This window comes from Rubinisphaera italica, from assembly GCF_007859715.1.
Lineage (GTDB): Bacteria > Planctomycetota > Planctomycetia > Planctomycetales > Planctomycetaceae > Rubinisphaera > Rubinisphaera italica.
Window position 1 is genome coordinate 1,967,288 of record NZ_SJPG01000001.1, and the last position, 14,780, is coordinate 1,982,067.

Sequence of the window (14,780 nt, forward strand, 5' to 3'; positions counted from 1 at the left end):
GTATCTTCTTCTTCAACGACTCCGTCAGTTCCAGCGATACGACCGGTTTCCACCGAGTCGATGCCGGGGATAACCTCCCCGGCTTTTTTATGCGCGTTGAACCTCATTCTGCGTGTCAAGTACCAGGATTATGACAGTAGATTTGATTGGAATGGATTACATCAACGTCACGCTCCCAGTTCATCATAGCAAAACTGGTTTCTAACGAGTCTGACCTGCATTGTCACTCATCAGTCCCATCAATGCGTTCTCGATCATCTCCTTTTTTGCCAGTCCGTCTAACCAATCTTGAGGGATTCCAAGTTCACCCCAGTAGGCCCCCGCGAACTGACCGCAGATGGCTCCCGTTGTATCGGCATCATCTCCCAGGTTCACGGCCCTGAGTACGGCTTCTCGGAAGTCCTGGGCATCGTGAAACGCCCATAGCGCGGCTTCCAGGCTTTTCACGACGTAGCCACTGCCCTTGATAGCAGGCGGTTGAAGCTGTCGAAAACTTCCCGTTGCCACTTCTTCGACTTCGGGATGAAGCGGTTCGAGTTGTCTCAGTTGTGTAAGCGGTTCCCAATCGGGGGCCAACACTTCATCTCTGTCCAATCCTTGCATCAGACCTGCCAGCACGAGTGCCATGTACCGGCAGGCCGATAAACATTGGGGACTGGCATGCGTCGGCAGACTTGATTCGGAGGCGAGAGTCGCCAGTTAATCAATGTGATCAGGGAAACGATCTAAGTAGCGGATCGGCACTGGCGCAATACGCATAATGGAGCCGTTTCCGCTGGAATGGGATGAACTGTCACCTGAAGATAGTGCATTGCTTGTTTGCTGAAATCGACTTAGCCCGCATTTCTCACCCGGTTTCTCATTTCTTCTCCCGGGGGCTTGCGGGGCGGGAATTTGGTTTGGTGGGTGGGGATTGGGAGCGTGGAGGGGGTGTCGAGAGGCGTTTTTGTCGTGGATGGTCTGTTTTCAGGCCGTTTTTGTCAGTTCGGCGCGTACCGCGAGCGCGGTGGGCGCTGTGGTGGACTCTTTCGAAGCCGATTGGGCTCATCCAGGGACAGGCCGCGGCGGGAGGTCTTGCAGGTTTTGCCAGACCTGGCCGAACAACTCGCGATACGGGTATGCTTCCGACAGTGACAGCCACACCTTCCGGCACGTCACCCGCACCTGTGCCCCGATCTTGAGCAGCTTCACGCGAATCGTATCGCAGCGGGCCTTTGCGTGATCGGTTCCCTGTAAGCCGTGACGTCGCAGAGCCGCCAGCAGCACATAGGCCACCGAAGAAAACCACAACCGCAGTTGATTGGCCCGCATGGTCGCACAACTCGTCCGGTCGGCGAACAGACACAACTGCTGTTCCTTGATCCGGTTTTCCATCTCGCCGCGCTGACAATACAGATCTTCATACAGCGTCCGGGCATCGGCCTGGTCTTCTGTCAGATTCGTCACCACAAACCGCGGGTTCTCGCCTTTCGAGAGATGCTCGGCCTTGGCGACAACCCGCCGCTGGCAACTCCAACTTTTCAACGTCCGGTACCGCAGGGCCAGCGACTTCTTTTCGGTCAAATCGATGACGGCACGAGGGCTGCGGGATATCTATGTGATGGTGTTTTTGAATCTGCAAACTCGTGAAGCGATCGTAACCGAATCGACTTATCGGCCGAATTCGGCCTGGGTGTGCAGGCAAACGAAAAAGTTTGCCGAACAGACCTGTGATCGCGAAAAACGTCCTGCGATCCTAATCCACGACCGAGATACGAAGTACACTAAAAAGTTTCGTGAAACTGTCGAAGCAGGGGGCATGAAAACGAATCCGTTACCGAAAGCCTCACCGAATCTGAATGGCCGGTGCGAACGGTTTATTGAGACGATTAAACTGGAATGCCTCAACAAGTTTATCGTGTTTGGCAAGAAGCATCTCGATTATCTGACGGATGAATTTACGAGCTATTACAACACAAATAGAAGCCACATGGAGCGTGACCACCTGCCACCGATTCGCGAAGAGCCTGGTGAAGTGGAGACCATTTCCATCGACCAGATTGAGGTTAAGAAATACGTTGGCGGCTTGATCAAGTCGTTTGAGCGGAAGGTGGCTTGATCGAGAAGACTGTAGTTTATCTCTCGGCGTGTCGGGACACTCTGATAGAAAATATCAGAATGTCGTGACAAACAGCAGTGAAATTTACGACCGAATTGGGTCTCACACCATTGATACTCAAAGTAATGAGAACTCGCGAGGAAAAGTCCAGAATGCTGTGACAAACAGCAGGGAAAGTAATGTAACCCTGAGTGGCGGGTGGGGGCTTTGGACATCCATTTCAAGCTGTTACTGGGAATTCGAATTCTATTTAAAACAGAGACTAATTTACAGTCACAGTTTGTTGCACACGTGGTTTCATTAGCCAATAGTAGAAGGTGGGGACGACCAGGAGGTTGAGAATTGTGGAGGTTGTCAGACCGCCGAGAATTACATAGGCCATTGGGTATTCGATTTCGTGTCCGGGGATGTTGCCGCCGACAATAATTGGCACCAGAGCCAGGCCGGTTGTCAGAGCTGTCATCAGGATAGGAGCCAATCGCTCGGAGGCACCTCGCAAAATGAGTTCGGGTCCAAATGGCATGTTCTCAACTTTTTCGAGATGCCGATAGTGATCGATCATCATGATACCGTTACGGGAAGCGACTCCGAGCACGGTCACAAAGCCGATTAACGAGCCCAGAGAAATGACCCCTCCACAAAGAAATGCCCCGGCGATTCCTCCGATCATCGAGAAGGGAAGAGTTATAAATATGAGCAAAGCAGGACGGAAAGCCTGGAAGTCGGCATAGAGTAACAGAAAGATTGCCAGAGCCGAAAAAATCGACAATACAAAGATTCGTTGCCGTGCCGCAGCCGCTTCTGCATATTCACCCAGAAACTCGGGATGATATCCCTGACCAAATTTGACCTTTCCTTTGACGGCCTGTTCAATTTCGTTGGCGACGCTGCTCAGGTCCCTGCCTTCAACATTGCATAACACATCAATTTTTCGCGACGAGCCTTCCCGGGTAATCACATTCGGAGCAGGCTCGATTGTAATATCAGCCACATCACCGAGTGAAACCTGGGCACCAGAAGGTGTATCGATCATCAGTTTCTGCAGGGCATCGAGATCGTGTCGAATAGATTCTTCGCCCCACACCATAACGCGAAAGATTTTCTGATCTTCAAAGATTTCACCAACCTGCAGACCATTGACGAGCAATGACGTCGCTGCAGAAATATCTCCAGGCGTTAGCCCAAACGTCATGGCATCTTCGCTACGAATGCGGACAATAATCTGCGGAACCAGAACCTGTTGTTCGACTTTGAGCCCGACCACGCCCTCAATTTCGCCCATCACTTGATAGACATCATTGGCAGTCGTTCGTAATTCATCGAGATTCGGACCATAAATTCGCACGACAATGGCCCCACTGGCTCCGGTTAAAACTTCCTTGATTCGTTCGGTGAGATAAGTCAGCAGATCTCGATACAGTCCTGGATACCCATCGACGATTTCCTGAACCGAGGCCACGGTTTTATCGTAGTCAACATCTTCATCAATACTGATCCATAGTTCAGTGAAATTGGGGCCGACGACTTCATCGGCTACTTCTGCACGTCCAATATGGGCTCCGAAATTTCTCACCCCATCGACCGCCATCATCTCTTCACTGGCTCGGATGGTGATGCGGTTCATGGCATCAATGCCAATCCCCGGCTTTTCAACCCAGTGCATCAGAAAATCGGTTTCCTTAAACTTCGGCAACAGTTCTTCGCCCAGGTAGGAGACCGAGAAGGCTGCGACGGCAAGTAGACTTGTTACGAGGATCGCGGCAATGGAAAATCGCTTGATCAGAAAGGGCAGGATGCCTTCATAGATGCGTTTCAGAAATCGAACCAGAGGTGCATCGCGGTGCGTTTTTGTTGATCCCGAAAGCAGCAGCATTGACATTGCCGGCGTGACTGTCAGGGCTACGGCCAGAGATGCCAGAATCGCCAGTACATACGAGGCCGCCAATGGTTGAAAGAACGAACCGGCCAGGCCATCGAGAAAAAAGACGGGTACCAAAGTCAGGACCACGATAATACTGGCATACACAACAGCACTGCGAACTTCCATGGAGGCATCCAGCACGACTTGAAAAAGGGGCAGAGGGGTTTCTCGAAGTCGATTCAACCTCAAACGACGCTGAATGTTTTCTACATCGATAATCGCATCGTCGACAACTTCCCCCAGTGCAATGATCAGCCCGGCCAGCACCATCGTGTTGATTGTTCCGCCCCGGTAATACAGAACGGTGACAGCCGCAATGAGTGAAAGTGGAATTGCTGTACTGCTGATTAATGCCGCTCGCCAGTCAAACAGGAAAAAACAGAGAACGACGATCACGAGCACACAACCGATCAGCAGGGAATGCGTGAGGTTGTCTAGAGCACGCTCGATAAACGTAGCAGGGCGAAAGATGGTCGTGTCGACTTCAACGCCCTCAAGAGCGGGTTTGAGATCTTCCATCGCGGCTTCGACATTGCGAGTCACATCGAGTGTATTGGCCCACGGCTGTTTTTCGACAATGAGCATGATTCCCATCTGGCTGTTGATGACGGCATCGCCAATTGGTGGAGGCGAGCCGATTTTAACATCAGCGACATCTGCCAATCGCAAGGGAACCCCGTTTCGCCAGGCCACCACTGTATTAGCCAGATCTTCTGGAGTGGAGACCGAATTCGCCTGACGGATAGAGAGACGTTGGTTGGAAAGATCGACAAAACCTCCGGAACCGACGGCTGTCGATTTGCGAACCGCAATGGTAACTTCATCGAGCGTTAATTGATGGGCTCTCAGTCGATCGGGATTCACCAGCACTTGAAACTGCCGGTCGTAATCTCCCCAGATTGCGACGTTGGCAACTCCGGAGATAGACATCAACTTAGGACGGATGGTCCATTTGGAGAGGACGGTCAAGTCCATCTGCGACAACTCTTCTGAGGTCAATCCGATTTTCATGGCTCGACTGAGCGAGGAGAGAGGCGGCAGAATAATTGGCTGACGGGCAACGGTCGGCAATTGGGGAGCCGCCAGTGAGAGCCGTTCCTGAACGAGTTGACGAGCCGTGATCAGATTTGTACCGCGTTGAAAGATCAGCCGAACTGACGAGAGACCTAACACCGATTTTGATCGAATCGTCTCGACAAAGGGAATCCCGTTGAGAGCGTTTTCGATTGGGACGGAGATCAAACTTTCCACTTCTTCCGTCGAGACGCCGGGAACTTCCGTTTGAATCTCAACCACTGGTGGGGCAAATTCCGGAAAGACATCGAGCGGAACTTCGCTTGATCGTTCAATGCCAAAGACAATCAGGCCGATTGCAAATGCCACAACCAGAACTCGAAAATGTAACGAAGTCGAAATCAACCAACTCATGAATGGTGGCCTTGCCAGGCTTAAAAGAAGATCAGTAATCAGGAAAACTATTCGTAATTTGCTTGCCAAATGTGGTAGATGAATTCTGTTTTCATCAGAGATGAACCACTACTTTCCTGTTCCGAATTCGGTTCCGAACAGCTCTGCGACTCCGTCGACGACAACCTCTGTGCCGACAGGGGGACCGCTTTCCAGGATGGCTAAATCCTGAGTGGTGCGTCTGACATTCACGCGTGTCCGGCGAAAATGATGCTCGTCAATTCTGGTATAAACCCACGTGCCACCATACATGTCATACAGCAAAGCATTGACAGGAATGACCAGCGACTCTGCCTCTGAGAGAGTTGGAATCGAAACGGAGACACGCTCCCCCGGACGGAATCGACTATTTGTGTTCGAGATGCTGTAATAAACATCCGCGGTAGACGAGAGAGGATCGGCTGCTGGCGGAGCAGCTATAGGAGTTGCTGTCAGTGTTGTGTCAGCGGGATTGTCTCCAAAAATCTTAATCGTGACTGGTTCGTCTGTTTTCAGTTCATTGAGTAGCCCTACATAAACAGGAACCCGGATCCACAGTTCTTCGAGATTCACAATTTCGAATAATGTAGTTCCAGCCGAGACCGTCTGACCTAAAGTGACCGGAAGACTGCGAACAATTCCATCCAATGGCGAGTCGATATCAATTGGAGTGGCCGATTCTTTTTCGACATCCGAAGTAAGGCGATCCAGCACCTGCTTACGTTCTTTCGCCACTTTCAGACCTGCTTCTGCCAACGCCAGTTGAGCTTTCGCATCATCGACGGCTCTCTCGCTGCCGACGCGATCACTCAGAAGTTGCTCTGCTCGATTCAGGGCAATTTGAGCAGCGGTTACTTGTTCCTGAAACTGCTGCATATCTCCATCGGCGGTCATCTGTAAGGAGATCAGATTCGCTTTCGCGTTGGCAATTTGAGCTCTCTCTGCTGGTGTCGGGACAAGTCGTTCTGGAGAAATCAACGGAACGAAGCGGAAGATGGGCCGTCCTCGTTTGACGGAACTTCCGGGTTTTGGGAGCGTACTTTCAGTCGGGAGCTGAACAGTCCCCGCTACAGGAGCCACAACGACAGCCAATTCCCCGGGCGGAAGAGTGACTTCCCCTCCGAGCGAGCGAACCTGACCCACCATTTGCTTCTCAACCGGGGCAGTGGTAATCCCCAGCCTTTGCACGGCCTGTTCAGTCAGTTCCACTTCCGTCAGATTCGCTTCCTGTGGAATTGCGGATACTTTTGCAGGAGACTTTTTTTCAGATTTGGATTGATGGTCCGATTTATTCTGGCAACCAGAGATTGCGAAGAGTTCCAGACCGATCAACAATAACAAACAATATTGCAGCATGTTCATCTCAGATTCTGTTGTAATTCAGCAGTTTTCGATGGTTTAATGGAAAACGAATTGGAAAAATACGCAGCAGGTTGTATCTGCTGTTTTGGCTTCTGATCAGCTCTGGGACTCAATGGCTTTGCGACAACTCGCAATGAGCCGCCTATTGTCCCTGGATTGAAAGCCTCGGCGGATTCCGGCATTAACAGGCCAGGAACAGGATTCTCTAATTGTTTATCATCATTCTTGGGATAAGAAATCGTTTCAGGGTACGGACACACAATCCGCCTTCCAACACTTCGGTCCAGTTCCGCGATCGCTTTTCTGCTGGCAGCTGTCAATTCCAGCAGACGAATTTGTGAGTCGATATACTGACTCGATGACTGGAGCACCAGAAAATAATCTGTTCCCCCACCGCGATAAGATTTCTCCGCCAAAGTCATCGATTCTTTGAGTTCAGGCAGAACATCGCTCTGCAGGTAATTCAGGTTTGACTGGGCCTGTTGCAAACCACCAAAAGCGACTTTCACGTCCGTGACCACTTGATCCCGAATCGACTGATAATTGTGATTCGCCTGATCCACCGTCCATTCCGAGCGGATAATGAGACCCTGATTGCGATTGAAAATCGGGATTTCAAAACGCAGTCCCGGTCCTGAATTCGTCGGCCCGGCTCCGCCGCTGTTTCCATCGGCAACGGCGTCAATTCGCAGGAACGATCGTTTTGCCAGTTCAACGCGATGGCTGGCAGCTTGAACTGCGATTCGTGCAGCTTTAATGTCCGGTCGGATCATCAGGGCTTCCGAAACGAGTTCATCCACAGAGAGTTCGGTCGTGTCTGGAATCGGTTCGCTGACTGGATACAATGGTGTCTCCAGCATCGCAATACCCATAACATTTTTCAGGGTCGCTTCAGCAATTTGAACCGCCTGTTCCAGACCAGCCGCCTCGGCTCGGGTTCGATTGGCATCGATTCGGGTGGTGATGGCTTCCAGTTCTCCGATATCTCCTCCCTCGAGTCTCTTCTCTGCGAGGTTGGCAATACCCTGCCGTACATCGACCGCTTCTTGAGCCAGAGCGTATCGATTGACCGCAAACTGAAAGTCGGCATAGGCGACTCGGGCATCGCGAGCGACATTCAATCCACTCTGTACCAAATCATTAGCGATCCGCTGGAAATCTTGCTCGGCGATTGCAACGCGTTGCTTGCGGAGAATCAATGCCTCAATCGGCATGTATAGAGTCCACTCCAGTTGTTTGGATCCGATAGGAGGAAACAACAGGTTGAGCTGCGGATTCGTTAATAATCCTGCCTGCACAAGATCTCCTCGAGCAATTCCAAGATTGGAAAGCGTGGAGAGAAATGTCCGGTTATTCCATAGTGCCAGAGCAACGGCTTCTTCTTCACTCAGTCCATCTTCAAGAACCACACAGGGCGGAATCGAGATTTCGCCTGGACAGGAGTGGGGAGCGACATCATGGAACGTCCGATGCTGCAACTCCATATCTACATAACCCCGATTCGCTGTCGATGGCGGTGATTTGCATCCGGAGATAATCAGAATCACCACGAGACAGTTTTTTATTTGAGAATGATGGTTTCGAAAATGTTGCTGTAAGTCTGGTAACAGCTTGAATAATTTACTGGTAGGGCTGGCGACCATCGCTGGACTCCTCGCTGTCAAACTTTGCCGGTTCTGCCGATTAGGATGGATAGTCTGGAAGATCATTGGACATGAACTTCTCGGGACATTCCATTTCATCGGTCAAACTGGCAATTTCGGCACGATCAGAGTCCGGAAACGAACCGTTCTTTTCGATTCATTCGTCACCAGTAACGATTGTAGTGACGCTTCATGAGAGCCAGATGAGAATCGCTAAAGTTTATGAAACTTGCGAATGACAGGCCGTTTTTCAACTACGGCTCTAGCCCGCATTTCTCACCCGGTTTCTCATTTCTTCTCCCGGGGGCTTGCGGGGCGGGAATTTGGTTTGGTGGGTGGGGATTGGGAGCGTGGAGGGGGTGTCGAGAGGTGTTTTTTTGGTGCCAGGTCGGATTTCAGGCCGTTTTTGTCAGTTCGGCGCGTACCGCGAGCGCGGTGGGCGCTGTGGTGGACTCTTTCGAAGCTGATTGGGCTCATCCAGGGACAGGCCGCGGCGGGAGGTCTTGCAGGTTTTGCCAGACCTGGCCGAACAACTCGCGATACGGGTATGCTTCCGACAGTGACAGCCACACCTTCCGGCACGTCACCCGCACCTGTGCCCCGATCTTGAGCAGCTTCACGCGAATCGTATCGCAGCGGGCCTTTGCGTGATCGGTTCCCTGTAAGCCGTGACGTCGCAGAGCCGCCAGCAGCACATAGGCCACCGAAGAAAACCACAACCGCAGTTGATTGGCCCGCATGGTCGCACAACTCGTCCGGTCGGCGAACAGACACAACTGCTGTTCCTTGATCCGGTTTTCCATCTCGCCGCGCTGACAATACAGATCTTCATACAGCGTCCGGGCATCGGCCTGGTCTTCTGTCAGATTCGTCACCACAAACCGCGGGTTCTCGCCTTTCGAGAGATGCTCGGCCTTGGCGACAACCCGCCGCTGGCAACTCCAACTTTTCAACGTCCGGTACCGCAGGTCAGCGAACAGGCGAGCGGCTTGTTTCGTGTCGTCAAAAAAGAGCTTGGCGGCCACCCGCTGAGCCTCAATCATTTCCTTGAGTCGCTCGTTTTTGGCCAGCCCCAAAATGTATTGGACTTCGTTCTTTTCGCACCACTGCATGATCGGCTCGCGACAAAATCCGCTGTCGCCGCGAATCACGATTCGCACCTCCGGCCAGCGCTGGCGAATCAACGGCACAATCCGCTGCAACTGTTCCACTGTCCCCAGACTGGCATCGATATCGGCCGGTCGGAGCTGCGCACACAGCAGGTGCTCGCCACAGAAAATATACAGCGGCAGATAGCAGTACTGCTTGTAATAACCGTGAAAGAATCGCCCGAGTTGATGTCCGTGCAGTGGATCATCGGTGGCGTCGAAATCGAGAATGATTTCTTCGGGCGGCCTCTGGTGAGCGTCGAGAAACAGATCCACGAACAAGCGTGAGAAGTCGCTGCAGTTGGCCGTGATCTTTTTGTAGCGGCTCTCCGGGCTGGCTCCGGGGGGAGTCAACTCGAGTCGATTGAGCGTGCTTTTGCCGGCCAGAGCATGCCCGCGATCACGTTCCCGCGCCCGCTGTTGTCCGGTCAGATCGTCTTTGCCGGCCAGCAGCGCGAGCAACGGGTCATCCCGCAGGCGGTCATGATCATTGAGGTCTTCATAGCCGAGCGTTAACGCAAAAATACGCTGCCTGACCAGTTCGAGCACGGAGTGCTCAATATAATCGAAATCGCGATGATCGCTAAAACAACCAGCGACCCGTGAAGTCAACTTCAGCTTGTTATCGAGTTCCCGCAGCAAGAGCCCGCCCGCATCGGAGGTGATCATCAGACCATCAAAATTGGCCACGACTTCGCGACGCTGGTGGGGTTGAAAAGTGAGGGACTTTGTGGAACACTGTGTCATGAGAAGGCTGCCTGTCGTTTGGGGTGAAAGCTGTTGTGAGAAAACAACTTATCCCAAACCAGGCAGCCTTTTTCCACCCCCGGGTGAGAAATCCGGGCTAGGCTCATAAAAAAGACTTTGAATTAAAAAATCATCCGGCTCATTGTGCCGAATATGTTCGTTTGAGCCGAATGGAAAAAACGTGATCAAAATACGAAGCTTCAATCTTACCGCCTAGTGATTCGACCAATCGCCGACAGAGCGACAGTCCCAGTCCGCTATGAAGCCCGGTTGCCGCTCGGGCTGTGTCGGCTCTCCAGAAGCGTTCGAAAACTCGATCGATATCCTTCGACGAAAAATCCTGAGCCGTGTTACTCACTTCAATAGTTAACTCTTGTTGATTAGCGACGGCCTCAATTGTGATCGTCGTCCCGGCATCAGCATAGCTGACGGCGTTGTCGATCAGGTTTCGAAATAAAATAGTGAGCATATTCGGGTCGGCTGAAACGGTCTCGCATGAGGAAGTGTTCCACAATACGGTCAACTCTCGTTTATCGATAACTTTCTGGTATTCCCTCACGATGTCTGTCAGTAGATTGTTAATATCGATCTCTTGCTTGCGAATTTCAGAAATCGACTGCTGAGTTGTGGCAAGCAGACTCTCGACGATGGCGGTTGCCTGTTCGGTAATGAGCAGACATTGTTGAATTGTTTCCTGGTATTGTTCGGAACTGCGGGGTTTGGAGAGGGCCACTTCCGATTTGGCACGTAGTCCAGCCAGTGGAGTTCGAAGTTCGTGGGCGACATCAGCCGAGAAGGCCCGTTCTCGTTCGAATGTGGCTTCCAACCGATCCAGTAACTGGTTGATCGTGTGAATCAATGGTTGCAATTCACGAGGTTGTTCTGCCTCATTCTCGAGTCGTTCTGAGAGTGTCTCGATATTAAGAGTTGAGATCTGTTGAGCGGTATGATCGAGTGGTCGCAGTCCATAATTGACGGCAATTCCAGTTGCAAGCAGCGTTACAATCAAGCCGATGATCCCGACACCGCAGAGGGTTAATCGCATTTTCTGGATGGTGGTTTCAATCCCAACGGTGGAGCGTGCAAATAACAATGTGACCTGAGCGGAAGGTATCCCTTCCCGCAGATCCCGTTCGATCTCTTCCCGTTCAACTCGCAAATGATCTAACCGTGGCTGAAAAGTGAGCCTTACGACTCGGGCAGATTCCCCGTTGTCGAGTCGAGTATTAAACATGTGGAGTGATTGATCAAAGCCCGGTTGAATGGGTGTCGCATTTTCTGGATAGACATGTTCGATATGTCCCCTTTTCCAGAGAGTGAGGGCTTCACTTTCGCGGGCCAGTGGCACGGCTGCAACTGTTCCTTCTCGCCATTCGTAGATGAGTCCGTCGTGGTCTTGTTCGATCAGCTGGCTGAGCATTAACGCACGACTATGTTGAGATGCATCGAATTCCGACCAGAGCGTACTTTCGAGAAAAGCCGAAACGGTTACTCCGCTGATGGTGAATAATGTAATGACAGTCAAGCCGACAAAAACAATCAATCGGCCATGCAGAGAGCGGCTCATATTCATTCCGCCTCCAGCACATATCCGAGTCCGCGACGAGTTTGTATCAAGGATGGTTGTCCCGGAGTGTCTAATTTCTTACGGAGGTAGCCAACGTACACATCAACCACATTACTGGATGATTCACTTTGCATATCATACAGACTTTGCCAGACATCCGAACGGGTCACGACCTGACCACGACGTCTGGCAAAGTATTCGAGCAGGTTATACTCCCGAGCCGTTAATTCGATGACTGCATCATTTCGTGAGACTGTCCTCGCGTTCGTGTCAATTTGCAGATCACGCACCTGAATGATTGTGGTTCCATCTCCGTAACTGCGACGAACCAGTGCCTTGACGCGTGCCAATAATTCCGCAAGAGCAAACGGTTTGATCAGATAATCATCAGCTCCGATATTCAAACCACGAATGCGTTCATCAACTGCTCCTAAAGCCGTCAATAATAGTACGGGAACCTGCTGCTGAGCATTCCGGAGTGTTTGAAGAATCTCAATCCCGCTGGTATCGGGCAACATGATATCGAGTACAATCACATTGTAATCTCCCGATTGAGCCAGCCATAATCCATCGCGACCATTCTCGGCAGAATCAACCGCAAAGCCTTCCTCAGCCAATGCCTGCACAACAGAACTACGAACAGGTTCATAGTCTTCAACGACTAACACACGCACGGTGAGACTCTTTCTCTGACTTAACATTTTGTTTTGGAGTTTTACAAAACCCCAGTTTAAACATCAGAATATGGTATAAACAAAATATGAGAACATGATGAGAATTCATTTTCTAATATGACAGCAGAAAAGCTGGATTCGAGTTTTGGTACTAAAGATTCAGTGGGTGCAGGTACTTTCTATAGATCAGTAGTAAGGCCGGCATGCAGGCATAGTTGTAAATCGTATGCATTTAGAGTGAATAACCCATCTAACAGGAGAAATGCGATGACTCATACTGATCTGACTGATATTACCCTGGTTCTAGATCGTTCCGGTTCGATGGAATCGGTCAAAGAGTCCACCATCACAGCTTTCAATGAATTTGTTTCTTCACAAATCGAGGTCGAGGGACAGGCCACAATGTCGCTTGTGCAATTCGACAATGAATACGATGTGCTTTACGAAGCGATACCGATTGAACAGGTTTCTGAACTGACCGCTGAAACTTTTGTCCCCCGGGGCAGTACAGCCTTGCTTGATGCGATGGGGCAGACGATTGTGCGAACCGGCCAGCGATTAGCCGCCATGCCGGAAGCCGAGCGTCCTGGTACGGTTTTATTTGTTACGCTGACCGACGGAGCAGAAAACTCCAGCAGCGAGTACAACCTGCACAGAATCAATGAGATGATCACTGAGCAGAGGGAGAAATACAGCTGGCAATTCCTCTTCCTGGCCGCGAATCAGGATGCCATCGCCACCGCTTCCCAATTCGGTATTGGAGCGGGCCAGGCCATGACATTTGGAGCCTCTGAACAAGGTCTGGCAGGCACGATGAGTGTGATGAAACAGAAAGTGACCAGCATGCGGGAGAGCCGGGCCGCCGGTCGAGATATGGCTCCCATCTCTTTTGATGAAACCGATCGAAAAAAGGCGATGGGTGAACCGACCGAAAAGCCGAAACGAAAAAGCAGGCGAAAGTAAGCCCCGTCAATCTGACCCAGCACAGCAGGGGATCGAGGCTGAATTTCCGGTAGAAACTCGGGTTACCCAATCCGGGTTGGACTGGATTTTGCCATGACACCTGGCCATGAGAAACATGAGAAACTTTTTCCGAGCGATTTTCTGATCTATGAAATCAAACAATTACATAATCGAAGCGATGGATGAATCGGTTCAACTCTGGATCAATAAAAGACTGCCTTTTGAACCAACTTTATGGCTTGCAGATGCAAGAGCGGAGCTCCAACAAAAGTTACGAGAATTACAGGCATGTCCCCAGCGAATGATCATGGCGACCTTGTCTACATTGGATGAGCGGTTCTTTGATGTTGAAAATGTACTTATCTACAACGTCGGCTCAGGAGCGTTTTCTGTTCACGCTCGGCATGGAATCGGTTTCAAACGAATTCGCGGCCTTCCTCCGAATGCTCCATCCGGAGAATCCTTTCTTTACCATCATATGTATCAATTGATCGACGTTCCTGATGACAGTTCAGGAACAGAGATCATTCGGTTTGAATTTCCACTACGTAAGCTTTCTTCTGGCACAAAACCTCATGAAATCTGGCAGCAGACTTTTGAAAGCGACTTGATGTCGAATATTGTGATCGATGGTCCTTTCGAAATCTCTATTACCCTATACACTCCGAAACTAATCCTGAATCTCGCTTCGGTGATTAAACCACTTCTCGATGGGATCATCAGCTCGCTTCATTTCGAGTCAACTTTTGATGAGGTAGCAGTTCAAAGGCTTGCTCAGAAAACTAACATGGCTACCGATATGATTATTGAGCAATTGCAGAATCCTCCACGACCATTTCTTGGAAAGCGAAATTTACTTACTTCATATCGCAACTTCGTGAAATGGAATCCTGCTGACGAATTGTGCGAGACTTGCACATTAATTCAGAGGCAATCACATTCAAATGAATGTGAAGTGAGAATTTACTGAGCACTTAAACCGATTCAAAGAACAGTCGATAGATATCTATCCGTATAAAAACGAGTACAAACTCTGATGACACGCGTGATAAAACGCATCGAACCAGTGGAACCGATCGCAAAATGGCGACTGACTAAGACGGAAATCGTCCAGAATCCTGAAATTTCTCAAAAAATGGGGAAGATGCTGTCCCCGCAACCGTTCCTCTTTCGCTGTAAGAGTATGAGACATGATGGAATGTCAAAACAAA

10 protein-coding genes and 1 pseudogene are annotated in these 14,780 nt (G+C 50.6%); 3 read left to right on the forward strand and 8 right to left on the reverse strand.

The features are described 5' to 3' along the window. Nucleotides 1-201: 201 nt before the first annotated feature. A complete protein-coding gene (locus tag Pan54_RS07315; RefSeq protein ID WP_146502866.1) occupies nucleotides 202-699 on the reverse strand; it encodes an ADP-ribosylglycohydrolase family protein in 498 nt (165 codons plus the stop codon). 345 nt (nucleotides 700-1,044) lie between these two features. Continuing rightward, a pseudogene (locus Pan54_RS07320) lies at nucleotides 1,045-1,533 on the reverse strand (transposase); the annotation flags it as partial. A gap of 34 nt (nucleotides 1,534-1,567) precedes the next feature. Between Pan54_RS07320 and Pan54_RS07325 the strand changes: the two are divergent. Further along, nucleotides 1,568-2,098, forward strand: a complete 531-nt coding sequence (locus Pan54_RS07325) for an integrase core domain-containing protein (protein ID WP_146502868.1) — start codon at nucleotides 1,568-1,570, stop codon at nucleotides 2,096-2,098. Between the two features lie 262 nt (nucleotides 2,099-2,360). Here the strand turns inward: Pan54_RS07325 and Pan54_RS07330 are convergent, their stop codons facing one another. From Pan54_RS07330 to Pan54_RS07355, 6 genes are all read right to left on the reverse strand, one after another. Further along, nucleotides 2,361-5,447, reverse strand: coding sequence for an efflux RND transporter permease subunit (locus Pan54_RS07330; protein WP_146502869.1), 3,087 nt, complete (start codon nucleotides 5,445-5,447; stop codon nucleotides 2,361-2,363). Between the two features lie 108 nt (nucleotides 5,448-5,555). Further along, on the reverse strand, nucleotides 5,556-6,827 hold the full coding sequence (locus tag Pan54_RS07335; RefSeq protein WP_146502870.1) for an efflux RND transporter periplasmic adaptor subunit: 1,272 nt from the start codon (nucleotides 6,825-6,827) through the stop codon (nucleotides 5,556-5,558). After that, on the reverse strand, nucleotides 6,824-8,470 hold the full coding sequence (locus Pan54_RS07340) for a TolC family protein (RefSeq protein WP_165441642.1): 1,647 nt from the start codon (nucleotides 8,468-8,470) through the stop codon (nucleotides 6,824-6,826). Before Pan54_RS07340 ends, Pan54_RS07335 begins: the two co-directional genes overlap by 4 nt. Nucleotides 8,471-8,943: 473 nt before the next feature. Next, on the reverse strand, nucleotides 8,944-10,365 hold the full coding sequence (locus tag Pan54_RS07345) for an IS1380 family transposase (RefSeq protein ID WP_146501587.1): 1,422 nt from the start codon (nucleotides 10,363-10,365) through the stop codon (nucleotides 8,944-8,946). A 139-nt stretch (nucleotides 10,366-10,504) separates the two neighbouring features. Continuing rightward, nucleotides 10,505-11,938, reverse strand: coding sequence for an ATP-binding protein (locus Pan54_RS07350; protein WP_146502872.1), 1,434 nt, complete (start codon nucleotides 11,936-11,938; stop codon nucleotides 10,505-10,507). Continuing rightward, nucleotides 11,935-12,606 carry a response regulator transcription factor gene (locus Pan54_RS07355; RefSeq protein WP_146502873.1) on the reverse strand — a complete coding sequence of 224 codons (672 nt, stop codon included), beginning with the start codon at nucleotides 12,604-12,606 and terminating at the stop codon, nucleotides 11,935-11,937. The genes Pan54_RS07350 and Pan54_RS07355 overlap by 4 nt, the downstream gene beginning before the upstream one ends. A 267-nt stretch (nucleotides 12,607-12,873) precedes the next feature. Here Pan54_RS07355 and Pan54_RS07360 point away from each other — a divergent pair, with 267 nt between their 5' ends. Both Pan54_RS07360 and Pan54_RS07365 read left to right on the forward strand, forming a co-directional pair. Continuing rightward, on the forward strand, nucleotides 12,874-13,569 hold the full coding sequence (locus tag Pan54_RS07360; RefSeq protein ID WP_165441643.1) for a VWA domain-containing protein: 696 nt from the start codon (nucleotides 12,874-12,876) through the stop codon (nucleotides 13,567-13,569). Nucleotides 13,570-13,717: 148 nt separating this feature from the next. Beyond that, nucleotides 13,718-14,539, forward strand: a complete 822-nt coding sequence (locus Pan54_RS07365) for a hypothetical protein (RefSeq protein WP_146502875.1) — start codon at nucleotides 13,718-13,720, stop codon at nucleotides 14,537-14,539. Nucleotides 14,540-14,780: the final 241 nt, after the last annotated feature.